General features: G+C 71.5%; 22 protein-coding genes. 5 read left to right on the top strand and 17 right to left on the bottom strand.

What is annotated here, in order from left to right; genetic code table 11:
- The 8 genes from AUL34_RS08315 to cysP all read right to left on the bottom strand — a co-directional run.
- A partial coding sequence (locus tag AUL34_RS08315; RefSeq protein WP_244492491.1) for a DUF2252 family protein occupies positions 1 to 837 on the bottom strand: 837 nt, incomplete at its 3' end.
- 170 nt (positions 838 to 1,007) lie between these two features.
- Positions 1,008 to 1,364, bottom strand: coding sequence for a helix-turn-helix domain-containing protein (locus AUL34_RS08310; protein ID WP_061933121.1), 357 nt, complete (start codon positions 1,362 to 1,364; stop codon positions 1,008 to 1,010).
- Between the two features lie 407 nt (positions 1,365 to 1,771).
- Positions 1,772 to 2,176: a hypothetical protein gene (locus AUL34_RS08305; RefSeq protein WP_061933119.1), complete on the bottom strand. Its 405-nt coding sequence runs from the start codon at positions 2,174 to 2,176 to the stop codon at positions 1,772 to 1,774.
- 157 nt (positions 2,177 to 2,333) lie between these two features.
- Positions 2,334 to 2,879, bottom strand: a complete 546-nt coding sequence (locus tag AUL34_RS22815; protein WP_244492490.1) for a hypothetical protein — start codon at positions 2,877 to 2,879, stop codon at positions 2,334 to 2,336.
- A 243-nt stretch (positions 2,880 to 3,122) separates the two neighbouring features.
- A complete protein-coding gene (locus tag AUL34_RS08295; protein ID WP_061933115.1) occupies positions 3,123 to 4,145 on the bottom strand; it encodes a sulfate/molybdate ABC transporter ATP-binding protein in 1,023 nt (340 codons plus the stop codon).
- Entirely contained in the window at positions 4,142 to 5,038 is an 897-nt protein-coding gene (gene cysW, locus AUL34_RS08290; RefSeq protein WP_061933113.1) for a sulfate ABC transporter permease subunit CysW, read from the bottom strand. The genes AUL34_RS08295 and cysW overlap by 4 nt, the downstream gene beginning before the upstream one ends.
- Position 5,039: 1 nt before the next feature.
- Positions 5,040 to 5,861, bottom strand: a complete 822-nt coding sequence (gene cysT, locus AUL34_RS08285; protein WP_061933111.1) for a sulfate ABC transporter permease subunit CysT — start codon at positions 5,859 to 5,861, stop codon at positions 5,040 to 5,042.
- A 100-nt stretch (positions 5,862 to 5,961) separates the two neighbouring features.
- A complete protein-coding gene (gene cysP / locus AUL34_RS08280; RefSeq protein ID WP_061933108.1) occupies positions 5,962 to 6,978 on the bottom strand; it encodes a thiosulfate ABC transporter substrate-binding protein CysP in 1,017 nt (338 codons plus the stop codon).
- Positions 6,979 to 7,197: 219 nt separating this feature from the next.
- Between cysP and aroQ the strand changes: the two genes are divergently transcribed.
- Positions 7,198 to 7,644: a type II 3-dehydroquinate dehydratase gene (gene aroQ, locus AUL34_RS08275; protein WP_061933106.1), complete on the top strand. Its 447-nt coding sequence runs from the start codon at positions 7,198 to 7,200 to the stop codon at positions 7,642 to 7,644.
- A gap of 123 nt (positions 7,645 to 7,767) precedes the next feature.
- On the top strand, positions 7,768 to 9,375 hold the full coding sequence (locus AUL34_RS22730; RefSeq protein WP_244492489.1) for a DUF882 domain-containing protein: 1,608 nt from the start codon (positions 7,768 to 7,770) through the stop codon (positions 9,373 to 9,375).
- A 6-nt stretch (positions 9,376 to 9,381) separates the two neighbouring features.
- Here the strand turns inward: AUL34_RS22730 and AUL34_RS08265 are convergent, their stop codons facing one another.
- The 5 genes from AUL34_RS08265 to AUL34_RS08245 are packed head-to-tail and all read right to left on the bottom strand — an operon-like array spanning position 9,382 to position 14,152.
- Positions 9,382 to 9,978, bottom strand: coding sequence for an ABC transporter ATP-binding protein (locus AUL34_RS08265; protein ID WP_061933103.1), 597 nt, complete (start codon positions 9,976 to 9,978; stop codon positions 9,382 to 9,384).
- A complete protein-coding gene (locus AUL34_RS08260) occupies positions 9,971 to 10,750 on the bottom strand; it encodes an ATP-binding cassette domain-containing protein (protein ID WP_061933100.1) in 780 nt (259 codons plus the stop codon). The genes AUL34_RS08265 and AUL34_RS08260 overlap by 8 nt, the downstream gene beginning before the upstream one ends.
- Entirely contained in the window at positions 10,747 to 11,601 is an 855-nt protein-coding gene (locus AUL34_RS08255; RefSeq protein ID WP_061933098.1) for an ABC transporter permease, read from the bottom strand. Before AUL34_RS08255 ends, AUL34_RS08260 begins: the two co-directional genes overlap by 4 nt.
- Complete coding sequence (locus AUL34_RS08250) at positions 11,598 to 12,584, bottom strand: ABC transporter permease (protein WP_061933096.1); 987 nt, start codon at positions 12,582 to 12,584, stop codon at positions 11,598 to 11,600. The genes AUL34_RS08255 and AUL34_RS08250 overlap by 4 nt, the downstream gene beginning before the upstream one ends.
- Positions 12,575 to 14,152 carry an ABC transporter substrate-binding protein gene (locus tag AUL34_RS08245; protein ID WP_244492488.1) on the bottom strand — a complete coding sequence of 526 codons (1,578 nt, stop codon included), beginning with the start codon at positions 14,150 to 14,152 and terminating at the stop codon, positions 12,575 to 12,577. Before AUL34_RS08245 ends, AUL34_RS08250 begins: the two co-directional genes overlap by 10 nt.
- Positions 14,153 to 14,309: 157 nt before the next feature.
- Here AUL34_RS08245 and nikR point away from each other — a divergent pair, with 157 nt between their 5' ends.
- A complete protein-coding gene (nikR, locus tag AUL34_RS08240) occupies positions 14,310 to 14,747 on the top strand; it encodes a nickel-responsive transcriptional regulator NikR (protein ID WP_061933129.1) in 438 nt (145 codons plus the stop codon).
- 20 nt (positions 14,748 to 14,767) lie between these two features.
- Here the strand turns inward: nikR and AUL34_RS22195 are convergent, their stop codons facing one another.
- Positions 14,768 to 15,001, bottom strand: a complete 234-nt coding sequence (locus AUL34_RS22195) for a hypothetical protein (RefSeq protein ID WP_061933094.1) — start codon at positions 14,999 to 15,001, stop codon at positions 14,768 to 14,770.
- Positions 15,002 to 15,194: 193 nt separating this feature from the next.
- On the opposite strand from AUL34_RS22195, the gene AUL34_RS08230 reads away from it, so the two are divergent.
- Positions 15,195 to 17,534: a DUF3772 domain-containing protein gene (locus AUL34_RS08230; RefSeq protein WP_061933092.1), complete on the top strand. Its 2,340-nt coding sequence runs from the start codon at positions 15,195 to 15,197 to the stop codon at positions 17,532 to 17,534.
- A gap of 31 nt (positions 17,535 to 17,565) precedes the next feature.
- Here the strand turns inward: AUL34_RS08230 and AUL34_RS08225 are convergent, their stop codons facing one another.
- Positions 17,566 to 18,336, bottom strand: a complete 771-nt coding sequence (locus tag AUL34_RS08225) for a Crp/Fnr family transcriptional regulator (RefSeq protein WP_061933127.1) — start codon at positions 18,334 to 18,336, stop codon at positions 17,566 to 17,568.
- Positions 18,337 to 18,477: 141 nt separating this feature from the next.
- Between AUL34_RS08225 and AUL34_RS08220 the strand changes: the two genes are divergently transcribed.
- On the top strand, positions 18,478 to 18,732 hold the full coding sequence (locus tag AUL34_RS08220; RefSeq protein ID WP_061933090.1) for a hypothetical protein: 255 nt from the start codon (positions 18,478 to 18,480) through the stop codon (positions 18,730 to 18,732).
- Positions 18,733 to 18,800: 68 nt separating this feature from the next.
- On the opposite strand, the gene AUL34_RS08215 is transcribed toward AUL34_RS08220, so the two are convergent.
- Together AUL34_RS08215 and AUL34_RS08210 are read right to left on the bottom strand one after the other, a co-directional pair.
- Positions 18,801 to 19,526: an LrgB family protein gene (locus tag AUL34_RS08215; protein ID WP_061933088.1), complete on the bottom strand. Its 726-nt coding sequence runs from the start codon at positions 19,524 to 19,526 to the stop codon at positions 18,801 to 18,803.
- The gene (locus tag AUL34_RS08210) at positions 19,523 to 19,900 is read right to left on the bottom strand and encodes a CidA/LrgA family protein (RefSeq protein WP_061933086.1); all 378 of its coding nucleotides are present in this window, start codon (positions 19,898 to 19,900) and stop codon (positions 19,523 to 19,525) included. Before AUL34_RS08210 ends, AUL34_RS08215 begins: the two co-directional genes overlap by 4 nt.
- Positions 19,901 to 20,101 lie beyond the last annotated feature (201 nt).

Below are 20,101 nucleotides of genomic sequence, written 5' to 3'. Positions count from 1 at the left end.
CGGCGGGTCGAGCCGGAAGCGCCAACCGCCGTCGACCTGCCGCTCGCCGACCTTTTCCAGAAGCATGGCGTTGTCGCGTCGGCGCGCCTTCTCGACCGCCTTGCGCAGCGTCGCCTGGGAATCGGCGTCGATCTCGATCCCGTCGAAGTCGAGCCGATCGGCGCGGGCGGCCCGGTGCCAGACGTCGATCGGCCCCTGCGGCGCGAGGTCCAGCATCGAGCGCCGGTAGCCCTCGACACAGCTCGCGACGATGCGCCGCCGCTCGCTTCGCCCGATGTCCTGCTGGCGCGCCACGACATTGAGGCTCGCCACCAGACGCTTGAGATCCCATTCCCACGGGCCGATCGTCACCTCGTCGAAATCGTTGAGATCGAGGACGACGTCGCGCTGCGGCGTGCCGAACAGGCCGAAATTGCTGATATGCGCGTCGCCGTTCATCACCACGTCGATGCCGCTGCGCGGCGTGCGCGACAGGTCGAAGGCCATCACGCCGGCCGCACCGCGCAGGAATGCGAAGGGCGATTCCACCATCCGGGCCATGCGCAGCGGTACGAGCGCCGACTGCCGGCCGGCGTTGGAGCGCTCGACCAGCTCGATCGGATCGGGGCGCCCTTCCATCGACACCGGCTCGGCATGCAGGGCATACGGCACGGCCGTCCGCAGTTGCTTGCCCGCCGCGCGGCGACGCTCCCAGGGCTCCCCCTTGGCCCGCAGATCGATCCTCGGAAACGCCTCGGCCGGCGCCAGAACGACGTCCTCGGGATCCTCGGCGGCGAGTTCGAGACCGGACTCCGAGCCATCCGTATCCGGCGTCATTTGCGGCGCGCTGATGTCCAAGATCGTGTTTCCTGCTCGAGATCCGTTGTCCGTCCGAACAGAGTGCCGTTCACGAAACTGTCAAGGACGGTCGGCAGCGGCAAACCATCCTAAGGTCCTCGGCGACCCCTTCCCGTCCCGTGCCGGACGGCGCCGGAGCGTCGGGAGCGGTTTCGGCCGGCCGGTCTCGTTCAGCTTTTCGTATCGAGGATCGAGATCAGGTCCACGAGACGTCGGCGAACGTGCGGATCGTCGATGCGGCTCAGAGCCCGGGCGAGGTCGTCGTTCTCCGCCTTGCGATCGCCGCCGGCTGCTTCAGCGGTCCGCGCGGGATCGTCGAAGAAGCGGGCCACATCGACGCCGAGGACGCCCGCGGCGCGATACAGGGTGCTCGCGCTGATGCGGTTCTGGCCGGTCTCGTACTTGCGGATCTGCTGGTACGACACGTCGAGCGCGCGAGCCATCGTCTGGAGCGTCTGGCGCTGCTGCAGCCGGATCGACCTGAAACGCTGACCGATGCTGCGCGTGAGCGCTTCCTCGTCCGTCATGTCCCCACCTTCCCCGCAGCACGGTGTTGCAAATGCGAAGCCACGCGTTTTGTGCCACTGCGCCGCCCCGACAGCGGCCTGTGTACGGTTCCGACCCGGCCGGTCCCTTCGGCTCCGCGCCGCGCATCACGCGCCTGCGAACACGGTTTCGAGGGCGAAAATGGGACAGGCACCAGCATCTTTGCGTGAGGGCCCCGGGAATCGCGACCGGCCGCCTCCAGGCCGCGATCCGAACGGTCGGCCTCGCAGATCCGCACACTCCTGCCGCAGGCTTTGGAGCCTTGTTCAACGCGCCCGGCGGCAAAGCGTCGCGCGCGTCCCCTGCGAAGGGCGGAGGACGCAAGGTGAAATGGCCATGCAGCGAGGCCGGGCGGCGATCTCCTGCCGCCCGGCCCGGCCCGCGATCCTCAGTTCGCCGAGGGCATCGGCGCGTCGGTGGGCGCGGGCGGCGCCGGCGGGAGGGTGAGATCCGGAATGCGGTCGGTCAGCGGCTTTGCGGCCGCAAGACAGGCTTCCATCGGCTCGTCGCCGCAGTTGATGCGGATGCCCGCATCGCGACCGAGCTTGATCTCGACGCCCTTGCCCATCGGCGGCGGCGGCGGCGGCCCGCGGTGGTCTCCGGGCCGCCGTCCCTCGCCCGGCGGGGGCGGGGGCGGGCGGTCGCCCGGCAGGGGACGGGCGTCGCCATCCGGTCCCGGCATGGCCGAAGCGGCGGGCGGCGGCGGCGTGTTCGGCGAGGGCGCACTCTGCGCCGCCGCGAACGAAGTGAGCCCGACGGCGAACGCCGTTGCGAGCAAAGCTGTCTTGATCATGCGGATCTCGTTCCTTGAACGGGAGACCCAGTCCGGTGCCTTGCGGACGGGTCGTGAGCCATGGCGCCCGAGCGGAACGGGCGTCAAAGGGGCCGGGAGATGCCCGACGGCTTCGCCGGACATGGGGGAAAGGGAGGTGGCTTCGGAGCGAAAGGGCTCAGTTCGCCGCGTCCGGCGCATCCGGGCCCGCTGGACCGAGGTCGCGCGGCCGGTGCTTCGGCCCACGATGCAGGGGCGGCGGCGGGTCCAGTTCGTCGATCCGCTGATCGGCGTGCCGGATGGCGGTGGCGTGGAGGAAGCCGTCGCGGAAGCGGCCCTGGACCGTGACCGTCTCGCCGGCTGCAACGAGCTTGCCGCCTTCGCCGGCCCGGCCGGTCTCCACCAGCGCCTTGCCGGCGCCGTCGCTCACCACGAACTTGTTGCCGTAGATCTCGGCGACCTGGCCGGCAATGCCGACCGAGGATGCATTCGCGAGCTGGGCGATCGGCGTCGTCGCGAGACTGGGGTCGAACGTCGCCTCGCGGTGCTGCGTCGCGCTCCAGGCTGCCGCGCCGCCGGCAAAGCCGAGCGCCAGGATGCCGAGGGCTCCGGCACCAAGGATCGCGTTGCGGGCGGGCGCGCGCCGGCCGCGGGCGGCGGGCTCCGCTGCGGGCGTCGTCGCGGTGTTTGCCTGGGCAGGCGTTTCATGGATTTCGTCGGTCATCGTCGTCACCGTTCGTGTTTCGGTGATGACGGTCTTAGTCCCTGCCGGCCCACACCACGCTGAACCAGTCCGTTCAGTTTCGGTTCAGGCCGGCCGGGCCGGTCGGCTTGGTCGACGACGGCCAGCGACAGGCCTGACGGATTGCGACGAACGACGATCGAGGGCCGGCGATCTTCGACCGGCGGCGGCCCGGCGACGCGGCCGCCGTGCGCCCGGAGCGTACCCCCTGCCCCGGACAGGCTCTCAGGCCGGAAACACCTGCCAGCGCAGGGCGGCGAGGACGCCCTCTTCGCCCGGGCGCACGGGCGCCTCGGGCGGCGCATCGAGCTCCACCGCGAGCCCGTCGGGCGTGACGGCGACGAGGCGGCGCGAGTCCGGCCGGTCGAGGACGCGCTGGATGCGGGCACTCACGCCCTCGCCGCCGGTGGCCCATGCCAGATCCCGCGGCCGGGCATAGAGGATCGCACGCCCGTCCGGCACGCCGCTCACCGCCAGCCGGGCCGAGCCGAAGCGCGCGCCGCCGCCCTCCACCACGACCTCGAACCGGTTGGCGTCGCCGAGGAACTCGAGGACGAACGGGCTGCCGGGCCGGCGCGTCACCTCGGCCGGCGTGCCCGCCTGGACGATGCGCCCCGCCTGCAGGATCACCACCTCGTCGGCGAGGTCCAGCGCCTCTTCCTGGTCGTGGGTGACGAAGAGCGTGGTGATGCCGAGCTCGTCGTGGATCTCGCGCAGCCAGCGCCGGAGGTCGCGGCGCACGGCGGCATCGAGGGCCCCGAAGGGCTCGTCGAGAAGGAGGACGCGCGGCTCCACGGCGAGCGCCCGGGCGAGCGCCACGCGCTGGCGCTGGCCGCCCGAGATCTGGGCGGGAAACCGGTCTCCGAGGCCGGCGAGGCGCACGAGCCCGAGAAGCTCTGCGACGCGCGCGGCGATCGCGGCCTTCGTGCGCTTGGGGGTGAGCGCCTCCATGCCGAAGGCGATGTTCTCGGCGAGCGTCATGTGCGGAAACAGCGCGTAGTGCTGGAACACGAAGCCGACGCCGCGACGGGCGACGGGGATCGTGGTGGCGTCTTCCGCGCCGAAGCGGATCGTGCCCCGGTCGGGAAAGTCGAGGCCCGCCACCATGCGCAGGATCGTGGTCTTGCCGGAGCCCGACGGTCCGAGAAGGGCGACGAGGCGCCCGGACCCGATCTCCAGCGACACGTCGTCGACCGCCGGCACCGTGCCGTCGAAGAGGCGCGAGATGCCTTCGAGGCTGATCTTCATGGAAGGAGCCCTCCGGGCGGCAGGATGGTGATCTCGGGCGGCGCTGCGGCCGGCCGGCGACGGCGCCCCGCGCCCCGCCCTTCCAGCCAGACCTTCAGTCCAAGCGTGACGAGCGCGAGGACCGTGAGGACGCTGGCCGCGGCAAAGGCGCCGGCGGTCTGGTAGTCGTGGTACAGGAGCTCGATGTGGAGCGGCAGCGTGTTGGTCTGGCCCCGGATGTTGCCCGACACCACCGACACCGCCCCGAACTCCCCCATGACGCGCGCGTTGCACAGGACGATGCCGTAGAGCAGCGCCCAGCGGATATTGGGCAGTGTCACGCGGCGGAAGGTGCGCCATCCCCCGGCACCGAGCGAGGTCGCCGCTTCCTCGAGATCGCGGCCCTGCGCCTGCATCAGCGGGATCAGCTCGCGCGCCACGAAGGGCGCGGTGACGAAGGTCGAGGCGAGGACGATGCCCGGCAGCGCGAAGAGCACCTGGATGTCGGCGTCCTGCAGCGCCGAGCCGAAGAGGCCCTGCAGCCCGTAGACGAAGAGCGTGGCGACGCCCGCCACGATCGGCGAGACCGAGAAGGGGATCTCGATCAGCACCACGAGGAGGCGCTTCAGCGGAAAGTCGAACTTCGTCACCGACCAGGCCGCCGCCACGCCGAACGCCGTGTTGACCGGCACCGCGATCAGCGCGGTGAGGACAGTGAGCCCGATCGCGTGGCGCGTGTCGGGGTGGAGGATCGCCGCGCCGTAGGCCTGCCAGCCGGCAGAGAAGGCCTGCGCGAAGATGACGACGAGGGGCGCCGCCAGAAGGATCAGCGCGAGGAGAACGGTTCCGCCGATCAGGAAGCGGCGCACGAGCGGCCTGTCGCCGACGCGCACTTGGGTCTGACGTCCCGCCATGTCAGGCGCGCCCCGTGTAGCGCAGGGCGCGGCTCTGGAGGACGCCGATGACGCTCAGCATCGCGAAGGCGGCGAAGAGCATGACCGAGGCGAGCGCGGCGGCGGCGGGATAATCGTATTCCTCCAGCCGGATGAAGGCGAGGAGCGCGGTGATCTCGGTGGAGCGTGGCTGGTTGCCGGCGATGAAGATAATGGCGCCGAACTCGCCGAGCGAGCGGGCGAACGAGAGCGAGACGCCGGCGAGGAGCGCGGGCGCAAGCAGCGGCAGAAGCACGCGGGCGAAGATGCGCCGCTCCGACACCCCGAGCGAGAGCGCGGCCTCCTCGAGCGCGGGATCGAGGTCTTCGAGCACCGGCTGCACCGTGCGCACCACGAAGGGCAGGCTGGTGAAGGCCATGGCCACCACGATGCCGAGCGGCGTGTAGACCACGGTGATGCCGGCCTCGGCCAACACGCTTCCGAACCAGCCGTTGGCGGCGAAGAGCGAGGTCAGCGCGATGCCGGCGACGGCCGTCGGCAGCGCGAAGGGGAGGTCCACCACGGCGTCGAGGAGCCGTCGGCCGGGAAAGCGGTAGCGCGTCAGGACGAAGGCGAGGGCGAGACCGAAGACCGCGTTGAAGAGCGTGGCGACCGCCGCGCAGCCGATGGTCACGCGGTAGCTCGCGAGCGCGCGCGGCGAGGAGACGATGCGCCAGTATTCGCCGGGCCCGAGGCTTGCCGCCTTGAGGATCAGGGCGGCAAGCGGCAGGCAGACGATCACGCAGACGAACAGGAGCGTGAAGCCCAGCGTCAGCGGGAGGCCGGGCAGGACGCGGCGGGACACGGGGCTTTCACGGCTCCTTGGATGCGGTCGAGGCCGGCTGGGGCAACCGGCTTCGCAAGGCGCGGCCGCATGGCGAGCGGCCGGATGGGTCGGCCCCGCCTTAGCGGTCGCCGTAGATCCTGTCGAGGACGCCGCCGCTGGCGAACTGCTCTTCCTGGACCTTCCGCCAGTCGCCGAAGACGTCCTCCACGGTGAGGAGGCGGGTCTGCGGGAACTGGCCGGCGAACTCCTTCGCCACCGCCTCGTCGCGCACCCGGTTGCCGTTCTCGGCGATCAGACGCTGGCCGTCCGGCGTGTAGAGGTAGTCGAGATAGGCCTTCGACAGCGCTTCGGAGCCCCGCTTCTCGGCCACGCGGTCCACCACGGCGACCGGAAACTCGGCGAGAAGGCTGACCGGGGGCACCACGGTCTCGTACTTGGTCTCGCCGAATTCCCTGGCGATGCCGCGCGTCTCGGCCTCGAAGGTGATGAGGACATCGCCGATCCCGCGCTCCACGAAGGTCGTGGTCGCCGCGCGCCCGCCCGTGTCGAACACCGGCACGTTGTCGAAGAGCTTGGCGATGAACGCCTCGACCTTCGCCTCGTCGCCGCCGAAGGCCTCGCGCGCGAAGGCGGTGGCGGCGAGATAGGTGTAGCGCGCATTGCCCGAGGTCTTCGGATTGGGGAAGACGACCTTCACGTCGTCGCGGACGAGATCGTCCCAGTTGCGGATGCCCTTGGGGTTGCCGGCGCGCACGAGGAAGGCGGGCAGCGAGTAGTAGGGCGAGGCCTGGTGCGGGAAGCGCGTCTGCCAGTCCGCCGCCACGAAGCCGCCCTTCACCAGCGCGTCGACGTCGGTCACCTGGTTGAAGGTGACAACGTCGGCCTCCAGCCCTTCCAGGATCGCGCGCGCCTGGCGCGAGGAGCCGCCGTGGCTCTGGTCCACGGTGACGTCCGCGCCGTTCGCGGCCTTGTAGGCCTTCGCGAAGTCGGCGTTCACGGTCTCGAACAGCTCGCGCGACACGTCATAGGAGGCGTTCAGGATCCGGGTGGGCTCCTGCGCGAGGGCGGAGCCCGCCGCCAGCGCCAGCATCGCCGCGGCGAGGCCGAGCTTCCTGAGGGTCGTGGATCCGGCCATGGCGCATGTCCTTGCGATTTTTGCGAACGCGGGACCCGGAACATAGGTCGGCAGGGGTCGAGCGCGCGAGCCACGCGCGCTGCGCCGCCGGGGCCCATCGGGGAAGATTCCACCCCTTGCGGCGGCGATGCGCGAAAATTCGCCCGCGATGGGCGCGGTGCCCCGCCTCTGCTAAGCCTTGGCGCGTCCGCCCATCCCCCACGCCTTGCCGGAGCCCCCATGCCCCTCGTCTTCGTCCTCAACGGTCCGAACCTCAATCTTCTCGGCCTGCGCCAGCCGGAGATCTACGGCCACGAGACCTTGGCCGACGTGGAGCGGGACTGCCGGGCGCTGGCGGACGAGCTCGGGCTCGCGATCGCCTTCCACCAGTCGAACCACGAGGGCGCGATCGTGGATCGCATCCACGAGGCGCGGAACGAGGCGGCCGCGATCGTCATCAACCCCGCGGCCTATACCCATACCTCGGTCGCGATCCTCGACGCGCTGAAGGCCTTCGACGGGCCGGTGATCGAGGTCCATATCTCCAACGTCCACCAGCGCGAGAGCTTCCGTCACCACTCCTACGTGTCCCTGCGCGCCGACGGCGTGATCGCAGGGTGTGGCACCGAGGGCTACCGGCTGGCGCTACGACGCGTGGCCAGCCTCGTTGCGGCACGCACCGGTTGAAGGGCGATCCAGCCCCGCGCAACGCATGCCCTCGTGCTGTCGCAATCGCTGTGGCATAATGGCCTCACGAAAACGAGAGCGGGGCGTGAGGGGATGGCCGAAGGGGGATCGGTGCGACGGCGCGTGCGCCTGAAGCATGCTGCCGCGCTGGCGGCCGGGTTGATGGGCGTCGCGCTCGGGACCACGGCGACCGCCCGCCCCGAGACGCGAACGCTCCGCATCTACCACATCAACCTGCACGAGACGTCCGAGATCACCTTCAAGCGCGACGGCAGGTACTTGGCCGACGGGCTGAAGAAGGCGAACTGGGCCCTGCGCGACTGGCGGCGCAACCAGCCGACCACCATGGATCCGCGCCTCCTCGACCTCCTGTGGGAGGCCTACCAGAAGAGCGGCTCGCACATGCCGATCCACGTGATCGGCGGCTTCCGGGCTCCCGAGACCAACAAGATGCTGCGCTCGCGCTCGGCCCATACCGGCGTCGCGGAACACTCGCAGCACATGCTGGGCAAGGCGGTCGACTTCTTCATTCCCGACGTGCCGCTCGCCAAGCTGCGCGAGATCGGCCTGAAGATGCAGATCGGCGGCGTTGGGTTCTATCCGCGCTCGGGCGCGCCGTTCGTGCATTTCGACGTCGGCTCGGGCCGCTACTGGCCGCGAATGAGCCGACAGGAGCTCGCGCGCATCTTCCCCGACGGCAAGACGATCCACCTGCCCGCCGACGGCAAGCCGATGCCCGGCTATGCCGAAGCGATGGCTTCCTACAAGAAGCGCAAGGGCGCGTCCGAACTGATGGTGGCCGACGCGGGCTCCGCCGCGCCGCGCCGCTCGTTCCTGGCCACCCTGTTCGGCGGCGGGCGCGACGAGGCCGAGGACGAGGCGGAAACGCAGGCCGCGCCGATGCTGGCCAAGAAGGCCGCGCCGCCACCCGCCCCGGTGGCCGAGCCGGTTCCGGCCAAGCCGAAGCCGGCCGAGCTGCCGCCCGGCGTCGCCATGGCCGACGCCGGTGCCTTCGACGCCTCCGCCCCGAAGCGCGAGGCGGTGGCGGAGGTCGCCGTCGCCGCCCTCCTCCAACCCCAGCGCGTGCCCCTGCCGACCCATGCGCCGGCACGAGAGGCCGCGCCGGAGGAGCCGAACCCGATCGACGCCGTGCTCGTGGCCGCGCTCGCCGAAGAGACGACGACCGAAACCGCCCTGCCGCACGGCATCCCGATGCCGCGCGAGCGGCCGGCGGCAGCCGGCGCGGTGTCCGAGATCGCGCGCGAGATCGCCGCGGCCGGGCCGGCGGGCGTGGTGGCGCCCGCGCCGATCCTCGCCGCCGCCTTCGCGCCCGAGCCGAAGCCCCTCATTCACGTTCCCTCGCCCGACGCGCGGCCCCCGATCCTGGAAGCCTCGCTCGACCGGCGCCATGCCGCCCCCGTCGTGGTGCCCGCAACGGCTGCGGTGCAGACGGCCCGCGGCAGTCGCGTCGCCGGCATGATGCGGGCCGAGAAGCGTGCGCCCGCCGCGCGGCCCTCCGGCTCGCAGACGGCGATCGCCGCGCTCCTCGTGGATCCCGAGCGCCGCGCGCTGGAAAAGGCCCCCGCCCTGCCGAGCGCCGACAAGCTGGTGGCCGATCGCCCGCACGACGTCTTGGCGCTCGGCTTCGCGCCGACCGGTGCCAAGCCCGGAAGCGCCGCGCGCTTCAGCGGCCGGGCGGTCAACTTCCTGCCGGTCCGCCATATCGACTGACGGGCGTCAGCCTTCCAGAACGAGCCGGCGCGTGGCGACACGGTCGAGCAGCGCCGCGTCGTGACTGATCGCGAGGATCCCGAGATTGCGCTCCGCGCTAAGCTGCAGGAGAAGGCGCCAGATGGCGGCCTGCGCCACCGCGTCGAGCGGGGCGGAGATTTCATCCGCGACGAGGAAGCGCGTTCGGGGCTGGAGGGCGCGCGCGAGCGCGACGCGCTGCAGTTGTCCTCCTGAGAGTTCGTGCGGATAGCGCGACCCCCAAGCCGGATCGAGCCCGAGCCGCTCGGCCAAGGCCGGGTCCGGTGCGCCGGCCTCGCGAAGAACGCGCGCGATGCGCCAGCGCGGGTTCATGTCGAGAACGGGGTGCTGCGCGCAATACTGGACGGGGCAGAACCCGAGCTCGGGCAAGCCTGAGCCGTCGAGGCGGACGACGCCGGCCTCGGGTCGCAGGCGTCCGGCCAGAAGCCGTCCCAGCGTCGTCTTGCCGATCCCCGAGCGGCCCGACAGGCCGACCACCTCGCCCGGCGCGACGAAGAGCGACACCGCCCGCAGGGCCGCCACCCCCGGCGCATAGGCATGCCGCAAGCCGATCGCCTCAAGCATCGGCGCCGAAGCCGTTCTGCGGCAGCGCCCGCCAGAGGGCGCGCCCGTAGGCGCTGGCGATCCCCTCGCCCGCCCCTGTGAAGGCCGACGCCGGCTCCAGCCCCTCGAGGCGTCCGTCCCGCACCAGGGCGACGCGGGTGGCGAAGGGCAGCACGGCGACGAGATCGTGGGTCACGAGAAGCACACCGCCGCCGCGGCCGGCAATGCCGGCCAGCGTCCGGAGAACGATCGCGGCGCTCGCGGGATCGAGGTGGTCGGTCGGCTCGTCGGCGATCACGAGGTCGGGCTCGCCGGCGAGCGCCGCCAGAGCCAGGACGCGCCGCGCCATGCCGCCGGACAAGGCATGCGGATGGGCGTCGCGCCAGGCGGGGTCGAGGCCGAACCTTTCGAAGCCCGCCGCGCCGGGGTCCGCCGCACCGGCGCGGCGCGCGGCGCGCCGGACCTGCGCGCCGACGGGCATCAGGGGGTCGAGATGGGTGACCGACTGCGGCACCAGCGCGATGCGCCGGCCGCGCAGGGCGGGCAGAGTGCGGGCGTCGAGGCTCCGCCCCTCGAAACGGATGTCGCCGGACACGGCGGCGTCGGGCGGCAGAAGGCCGAGGATCGCATGGGCGAGAAGGCTCTTGCCCGCGCCCGAGGTTCCAACCAGCGCCAGGACCTCGCCGCGATCGAGCTCGAGCGCCAGCGCGCGCAGCACCGCGCCGGCCGGCTCCTGCCCGCCCCGCGGCGCGAAGCCGACGGTTAGGTCGCAGATCGACAGGAGCGGGCTCACGCCGCGCCCCGCGGGTCGAGCCGGCGGCGCAGCGCTCCGCCGACCGTCTCGAAACACAAGGCGAGCGCGAGAAGGGCAAGTCCCGGAAATACGGCGAGCCACCAGCGTCCGGCGCTCAAGGTTCGCATCGCGTCGGCGAGAAGCACGCCGATCGCGGGTTTGGAGGGCTCCAGCCCGAAGCCGAGAAAGGTCAGTGCCGCCTCGTGCAGGATCGCGTGCGGAAACAGGAGCACCAGTCCGACCCCGAGTTGCGGCAGGAGATGGGGCAGGACATGGGCGCCGGCGACGAAGAGGCGGGAGCGTCCGAACCGGCGCGAGGCCGCGACGTAGTCGCTCCGGAGGACCGCCAGGAGCTCGGCCCGCAGGATGCGGGCAAGGCGCGGCCAGTGGGTGAGCGCCACGGCCGCCGCCACGGCCTGCGCCCCGCCGCCGAGCGCGAAGGCGATCAGGATGAGGGCGACGAGATGCGGCAGGCTGAGCGCGGCGTCGACGAGAAAGGAGACGGCGGCATCCGCGGCGCGCGACAGTGTGGACGCGAGCGCCAGGAGAAGCGCGATCGCGGCCGAGACGCCGGCGGCGAGGAGCCCGATCCGCAGGCTCACCGCGAGGCCCTGGAGCGTGCGGGCCAGCATGTCGCGCCCGAGCGCGTCGGTGCCGAAGGGATGCGCGGCGATCGGTGGCAGCAGCCGGGCGGACAGGTCCGGGTCGAGGCCGGCTCGACCGAGGAGGAAGGGCGCGAAGGCGGCGGCGAGGATCGGAACGAGGGCGAGCCAGACCGGCGACGGGCGGCGCTTCGCACGGATGCGTCCCGGCCAGGATCTGGCGGGCGTCCCGTCCAGAAGGGCGCTCATGCGCGCCCGCCTGCGCCGCGAAGGCGCGGGTCGATGTGGGGATAGAGAAGATCGGCGAGGAGGTTGCCGCTGGCGACGAGGGTCGCGGCGAGGAGGGTGAGGGCGAGAAGCAGCGGCACGTCGCCGCGCACGCCCGCCTCGACGGTGGCGCGGCCGAGGCCGGGATAGGCGAAGACCTGCTCGGCGAGGACCGCTCCACCCAGGATTTCACCGAACGAGGCGCAGACGATGGTGAGGGCCGGCAGCAGCGCGGCGCGCGCCGCATGATGGAGCGCGACGTCGGCGCGGGTCGCGCCTTGCGCGAAGGCGAAGAGCGCGTGGTCGGACGCCATGGCCTCCGCCACCTTGGCGCGGGTGTGGAGCGCCACCTGCGCGACGCCGAACAGCGTGAGGACGGTGAGCGGCAGGGCGAGATGGGCGAGCGTCTGCGCGAGCGTCACCGCATCCGGCGTCACGCCGATCGGGCCGGAGCAGCAGAGCGGCGCCCAGCCGAGCTGCACCGAGAAGACGGTGAGCGCGACGACGCCCAACCAGAAGGTCGGCGTCGCGGCGAGGAGATAGGCATAGAAGCGCACCGCGCGATCCAGCATCGAGCCCTCCCGCGCGCCCGACACGAGGCCGAGCGCGAAGCCGAGGAGCCCGGACAGCACGAGCGCCGGCAAGGCGAGGCGCAGCGTCGCCCCACCCCGCTCGGCGATGACGCTCGCCACGGGCGCGTTGTGGCTGGTGCTCCAGCCGAGGTCCCCCGACAGCGTATGCCCGAGCCAGCGGCCGAACTGGACGGCGGTCGGCCGGTCGAGCCCCCAGGCCACCTCGATCGCCGCGCGCTGCTCGGGAGACAGCCGCGCGATGCCGGGTCCGAGATAGGCGGCGACGGGATCCACCGGCGACAGCCGCACGAGGGCGAAGGCGACGAGCGCGACGAACAGAAGGAGGAGGAGGAGCCGTGCCAGCCCCAGCGCGAGGCGCGCCGTCAGTCGCACGTCCAGGTCCAGCTGGCGATCGAGGCCGTGATCGGCCAGCCGTGGCCATGCGGCTCGATCTGCGGGCGCCCGACGTCGAGGCAGCGGTCGACGAAATACACGTGGTCGAGATTGACGAGCCAGGCCCAGGCGGCGTCGCCCTTCGTGCCGTAGCCCGTCCGCCGGTCGAAGGCAGCCTCGCGCCAGGAGGGATAGGAAGCCTCGAGGCTCGGCGCCCCTTGCGCTTTCGCGAAAAGCCCGTCGACGGCGGCGTTCGCGTAGAAGGTCGGGTTCTGGTACTCCACCCCGCCCAGCGCCGAAGCGTAGATGCTGTAGAGCTGGTAGGGCGAGTGGCTGCCGAAGCCGAAGATCACCGGCTCGGCATGCATCACGCGTTCGATGGCGTCCCAGGACGAGCCCTTGGGGGTGGCCTCGATCCCCAGGGGGCGCAGGAGTTCGGCGACGGTCTCGGCGAGCGCCTGGCGCGTCGCGTCGGCGGCGGGGTAGTTGATTGGGAACGCCGCCCGCACGCCGTCCCTGGCGCGCACGCCGCCTTCGCCCGGCACCCACCCCGCCTCGTCCAGAAGCCCGCGCGCGGCCTGGAGATCGAACGCCGCATGGTCTCCCTCGCCCGCCCAGGGCAGGCCGTCGGCGGGGCCGAAGGCCGGCGTCCCGTGGCCGTGCAGCGCGACGTCCACCACGGCCTGCCGGTCGAGCCCGAGATTGATCGCATGCCGGATCGCGGGATCCGAGGTGACGGCGCTGCCGATCCGCCCGCCGTCCGGTGCGGTGCGCCCCTCGTCCGGCGGGAAGGGCAGGCTGAGGCCGCGATTGTCGACCGTCTTCACGGGCAGGGCGCGAAAGCCCTCCGGCACCGCGTCGGCGAGCGGTGCGGGCACCGAGACCATGTCCACCGCGCCGGCGCGCGCCGCCGCCAGTCCCGCGTCGTCGCCGGTGAACAGGAAGGTGACGCGACCGAAGGCCGGCTTCGTCCCGTAATAGTCGGGATTGCGCTCCACGATGAGCTGCTCGCCCGCGCGCCAGGACAGGAGGCGATAGGGGCCGGAGCCGACGGGATGGCGCGCGTAGTCGGCGCCATAGGACGCGGCCGGCACGATGCCGAGCGTGAAGAAGGTCTCGGTGAAGGTGATCCAGGGCTTCTTCAGACGGATCTCGAGCGTCTCGTCGTCGAGCGCCTCGGCGCGTTCGAGCACCGAAAGGTCGAGCGCGCCGGCGGTCTCGCGGCCCTTGTGGTAGGTGAAGGCGACATCGCGCGCGGTGAGCTTCGTGCCGTCGGAGAAAACGGCGTCGGTCCGGATCGTGATGCGCCAGGTGAGGCGGTCCTCGGACAAGGTCCAGCGCGTCGCGAGATCGCCCTGCGTCTCCAGGTCGGGACCGCGCTTCAGGAGCGTCGACTGGAACAGGGGATGGCCGTAGGCGCCCCAGCCGAAGAGCGGATCGAAGCCGGTCTCCGGTTCGCCGCCGATGGCCAGCACGAGATCGGTCTTGGGCGCGGTCTGGGGCGCTGCCGCGACCGGCGTGGCGAGCCACAGGAGCGCAAGGCTCCCTCGTGCAAAGCTTTCGATCACCCTTGGCCCCTCGCCGCTCCGGTTCCGAATCGGCGCGACACTAGGCGAGGGTCAGTATGAGGTCTATCGGAATTCGTCATACTCATTGCCACATGGTCGCGAAGGCCGGTCGCTTGGGTTAGGAAGGCGCGGACCCATGCATCCGGAGGAGCCTTCCATGCAGCGCGTGACGGTGACGCTCGACGACGACCTGATGGCCGACATCGACGCGATCATGGCCGAGCGGGGCTATGCGAACCGGTCGGAGGCGATCCGGGACCTCGCCCGCGCCGGCCTGTCGCGCGCCCGGGTCGAGAAGGGCGAGGGAACATGCGTCGCCGCGCTCGTCTATGTCTACGATCACGCCGCGCGCGACCTGTCGCGCCGGCTGACCAACGCCCATCACGACCACCACGACCTGTCGGTCTCCAGCCTCCATGTGCATCTCGATCACGGGACCTGCATGGAGGTGTCGGTGCTCAAGGGCGAGGTCGGCGCGGTGCGCCATTTCGCCGACCACGTGATCGCCGAGCGATCGGTTCGGCACGGCGAACTGGTGCTGATCCCGGACGGCGGAGCGACATCGGCGGGGCGTGCGGGGCACCACCACGACTGACCCAGGCGATCGGGACGTCGTCAGGCCGCGCTGCGCAGGTCCGTCACCCGCCCATCGCGTGCCGCCCCGGTCTGCATCAGGAAGACCTGGCGCGCGGCCGCGAGTTCGGCGGCCTCGCGGTCGCCGACCAGCGTGGCCAGTCGCACGGCTTCGTCGCGGAAACGATCAATCTCGCCGGCGGAAGGCCGGAGCACGAGGTCGAAGCGGCGGGTCAGCTCGTCGCGCAGCCAAAGGATGTCTTCGTCGCGGTCCATGGGGCGGCATGTGGCGCGCCCCTGCCGTTTGTCGAGCGGGCGGCGGGCGGCAAATCATGCGAGACAGCCACATTTCGGCCCATCGGATCGGGTGAGACCGCGTTCCGCGCCAGGGGCCTTGCAGACAGGGGGCAGCCCCCGAGAGGCGCAACTCCCGAGGGGCGGCGTTTCCGGCGCCGATGGCCATACGACCATGATGCGATCGATCCGCGGGCGGCTCGCCTGTCTCGCTCTTCTTCTCCTGTGCGTCACGGGGACGCTCCCGGCCGCGGCCCAGGACGGCAACGCGGCGGCGCCCGCCATCGCCGCCGTCGATGCGCAGGCGAGCGATCTCGCCGTGATCCGCCAGTCGGCCGACGGGGACGTCGGCGTCGACGCGAAGGCGGACCTTCGCGACCGCGCGATGGCGGTGGGCGCGGCCGCCAACGAGGCGGTCGGCCTCCTCGAGCCGCAGCTGGCCGCGATCGATGCGCGCATCGCCGAGCTCGGCGAGGCGAGCGACACAGAGGCGCCCGACGTCAAGGCGCAGCGCGACGCCCTCGGCCAGCAGCGCGCCGATATCGATTCGGCGATCAAGCGCGGGCGGCTGGTGGCGGCCGACGCCAAGGAAACGATCGACCGGATGATCCGCGAGATCAACGAGGCCTTCAGCCGCGACACGTTCAAGCAGGTGGCATCGCCGCTGTCGCCCCTCCTCTGGACCCAGGTCGCAAACCGTCTGGCGGACGACGGCGCAAGGGCCGGCGACTTCGCGCGCGACTGGCGCAACCAGATCCCGAAGACGGGCACCGCCGCGCGCACGGCGACGGTCGCGGGATCGCTGGCGCTCGCGCTTCTCCTCGCCCTGCCGCTGCGCCGCCGCCTTCGCGAGTTCGGCCGCCGCATCGCGTCCGAGCAGGTGCCGAGCACGCGCGCGCGGCGCTCCGCCCTGGCGCTCTGGTTCGTGGTGGTGGGAACGCTCACCGCGGCGCTGGGCGTGACGATCTTCTTCTACGGCCTCAGCTGGTCCGGTGTGCTGACCCCCATCGTCCGCCCGCTGGCCGAGAGCCTTGCCCAGACCGGCGCGCTCGGGGCCTTCGTCCTGTCGCTGGGCGCGGGCCTTCTTCTCGTCGGCCAGCCGTCATGGCGCCTCCTGCCGCTCGACGAGACGGCGGTGAAGCGGCTGTGGCCCTTTCCGACGCTGGCCGCCGTCCTCACCTTCGGCGGCGTTCTCCTCGTGGAGGGCGGCCGGGCGGTCGGCGTCAGCCAGCCGGCCGCCATCGTCATCAACTACGTCGTCGCCTTCGCCTATGGCGCGCTGATCGTCGCGGTTCTCCTCACGCTCGGCCGGATCCGGCGCTCGCATCCCGATACCGCCAACCGCCAGCCGAGCGCGCGCACGACGCTGGTGACGCTCGCGACGCTCCTGGCCTGGGGCTGCGTCGTCGCCGCGCTCGTCGCCGCGCTCCAGGGCTATGTGAACCTCGCCCTGTTCCTGACGCGGCAGGTGATCTGGACGGCCGTGGTCTCGGCCAGCGCCTTCCTGCTTCTCGTCGTGGTGGACGATCTCTGCACCACGTTCCTGTCGGGCGACAGCCGGCTCGGGCGCTCGCTCCACGTGGGCCTCGGCCTTCGCCGCACGCAGGTCGGCCAGCTCGGCGTGCTCCTGTCGGCGCTCCTGCGCATCGCGATCCTCGTCTGGGCGGCGCTGCTCCTGTCGGGACCGCTCGGTCCGGGCGCGAGTTCGCTCTTCTACCAGATCGGCTCCTCGGCCGAGATCCAGATCGGCGGCTTCACCATCGTGCCCGGCGCGATCCTCAAGGCCGCGGTGGTGCTGGCGGTGGGCCTCGGCCTGATGCGCGTCGTGCGTCACTGGCTGGAGGAGCGATACCTGCCGGCGACCGACCTCGATCCGGGCGCGCGCAACTCGGTCTCCACGATCGTCACCTATGCCGGCATCCTCCTCGCCGGCTTCTGGGCGATCACCACGCTCGGCATCGGCGTCGAGCGCATCGCGCTCGTGGTCTCGGCCCTGTCGGTCGGTATCGGCTTCGGCCTCCAGGCGATCACGCAGAACTTCGTGTCGGGACTGATCCTTCTGGCCGAGCGCCCGGTGAAGATCGGCGACACCGTGCGCATCGGCTCCGACGAGGGCGACGTGAAGCGCATCAGCGTGCGCTCCACCGAGATTCAGATCGCCGACCGCTCGACCCTGATCGTGCCCAATTCCGAGCTGGTGACGAAGTCGATCCGCAACATGACGCTGGCCGACCCGCTCGGGCGCATCCAGATCGTCTTCTCCGTGCCGATCGATGCGGACGTCGCCGCCGTGCGCAGCGCGATCCTCGAGACCTTCGCGGGCCACGAGGCGGTGCTGGCCGATCCCGCCCCGTCCATCTTCATCGACGGGATCGACGAGGGCAAGGTGACGTTCAAGTCCTTCGCCTTCGTGGGCGGCCCGCGCCAGGTCTACGGCACGCGCAGCACCCTTCTGTTCACGCTTCTCCAGCGCTTCCGCTCGGAGGGCATTCCCCTGACGGCGCCGCCGGCCTGAGAAAGCGCCCCGATCCGGCGCCGGCCGGGGCTCAGGACGTGGTCTCCCTGTCCAGCTCCGGCTGTCCGCCCGTCTCCTCGCCCACGTTCGAGCGGAGATGGAGGTAGCTCGGGTCGAAATTGGCCAGGCGCATGAGAGCGCCGAGGTCGTCGACCTGCAGCGTGCGGCCCTTCAGCACGATCAGCCCCTCGGCGCGCAGGTCCTGGAGCATCCGGTTGGTGTGGACGATCGAGATGCCGAGCGCGTCCGACAGGTCGGCCTGGGTGATGGGAAAGGGGCAGGCGCCGGTCCCGTCGACGAGGCCGATCGCGCGCATGCGCACGAAGGTCTCGCACAGGAGATGGGCGACGCGCTCGGTGCCGGTGCGCTGGCCGATATTGGTCAGCCACTCGCGCGTCGTCGCCTCGCCCACCAGCTCGTTCCACCAGAAGGCCCGGCGCAGGCGCGGCAGCTGCGTCGTCACCGCATCGATCTCGTCCGGCGCGATCTGCGCGATGCGCAACGGCGAGATGGCGCCGATCGAATGGTCCATCACATGCAGGACGTCGCTGTGGAGGTCGCAAAGGTCGCCGGGGATGAAGAAGGAGAGGATCTGCCGCCGGCCGTCGGGCAGGATCTTGTAGCGGCAGGCGAACCCCTCGAGCACCAGGTTGACGAAGCCGGGGCGCTCGCCTTGCGCGATCACGTCGTCGCGGCCGTTCAGGAGGCGCTGCCTGCGGCTGGCGAGGTCCTGCAGAGCCGATCGCTCCTCGTCGGAGAAGATGGCGAAGTTCTGTAGTTTGCGGATGAGATACAGGGCCAAGAACCATTCCTCCGGAACCGGCTCTTCGGAATGGATTGGGCGAGATTCGTCCATTAACTAGGTTAAGTTCAGGACGCCGTGCCCCGGCATGGCTGTCAGCCGTCCAACAATGTCCCATCCTTCCCGGGAAACGGAGGCGAGATGAGCGAACCCCTATCCCTGTTCATCGGTGCGGCGGAGCCGGAAGCGCGCGACCGCGAACCCCGGCACGGCACCCGGCTCTTCGCGGTGCTGGCGAGCGACTGGGCGGAGGCCGAAGACCTGATCCGCCAGCGGATCGGCCGGCCGGACGCCGCCGTCGCCTTGCGCGAGGACGCGCCCTCGCGCCTCTATGCCCAGCGCCTGCCGCTGCGTCCGCACGCGGCCACCGAGTTCAGCCTGGAGCGGCTGGGCTGACGAGGTCAGCGCATGGATGTTGTCGCATGGTCCCGCGGCAAAGCGTGGCCGCTTTGCCTGGAAATGCTTCAGCGGAGGAAGCCGACCACGACTGGCACAAGGAGCGCGGTCAGGAGCCCGTTCAGCGCCATCGCGAGGCCGGCGAAGGTGCCGGCCACCCCGTCGACCTGGAAGGCACGGGCGGTGCCGATGCCGTGCGAGGCGAGACCCGCCGCAAAGCCGCGCGCGGCGTAGTCGCGGATACCGAGCGCGTTCATCAGGGGCGTGACCAGGATCGCGCCGATGATGCCGGTGGCGATCACGAAGACGGCGGTGAGCGCCGGATCGCCGCCGATCTCCCCGGCGATGCCCATGGCGATGCCGGCCGTGACGGATTTCGGCGCGAGCGCGAGGAGAAGCGGCTCCGGCACCCCGAACACGGATCCGAGCCCGACCGCGGAGACGACCGCCGTCAGCGCGCCCGCCGGCAGCGCCAGGAGCACCGGTGCCAGCATCGACCCCACCAGCGCCCGGTTGCGCCAGAGCGGCACCGCCAGGGCGACGGTCGCGGGCCCCAGCATGAAATGGACGAACTGCGCACCGGCGAAGAACGTGGCGTAGGGCGTGCCGGTCCCCCACAGGAGAAGGACCAGCACCGTGATCGACAGGAGGATCGGGTTGACCAGCGGATGGTTTCCGCTCGCCTGCGCGATGCGCCGGGCGAGGAGAAAGACGCCGATCGTGAGGGTCAGCCAGAGAAGCGGGCTCGCCGACAGGTAGACCCAGAGCTCGAAGAAGGATGCGCCGCCCGTCATCGCGCGTCCCCGCCGCGCGAGCGACGCACGAGGCGGAAGACGCCGACGGTGACGAGAAGCGTCGCAACCGTCGACAGCACGAGCGCCGCGAGGACCCCCGGTCCGTTCGAAAGGAGAAGCTCGGGCGACTGCGCGACGCCGACCCCGGCCGGCACGAACAGGAGGCCGAGATGGGCGAGAAGCCCATCGGCCGCCTGGCCCACCGGGCGGTCCGAACCGGCCACGGAGCGGGTGCGCCGGCGTTCAGTGACGGCGAGAACGCCGAGCAGGAACAGGATGCCGAGCACCGGGCCCGGCAGGGCGAGGCCGAGGAGCCGGACCACCGTCTCGCCGGCCAGTTGGCAGGCGAGAAGCACGAAGAGACCGAAGAGCAAGGGGCACCTCGAAGAAGCGGAAGGAAGGCGTGCATCCTAGAGCATTTCGGGCGGATGCCGTATCGGCTCGTGCCCCGTGACGATGCGCGGGACACGACGTTCCGAGGCCGCGACCCGGCGGAGGACGGATCGCGGCCCGGACGGCGGGAAGCCGCCCCTCCCCGCTGCCGCATTTCGGCGGGCGCCGGGCGAAGGAGCGGG

The organism is Aureimonas sp. AU22, assembly GCF_001463745.1.
In the GTDB taxonomy this organism is placed as follows: domain Bacteria; phylum Pseudomonadota; class Alphaproteobacteria; order Rhizobiales; family Rhizobiaceae; genus Aureimonas.
This window is presented reverse-complemented; position numbering and strand designations above follow the sequence as displayed.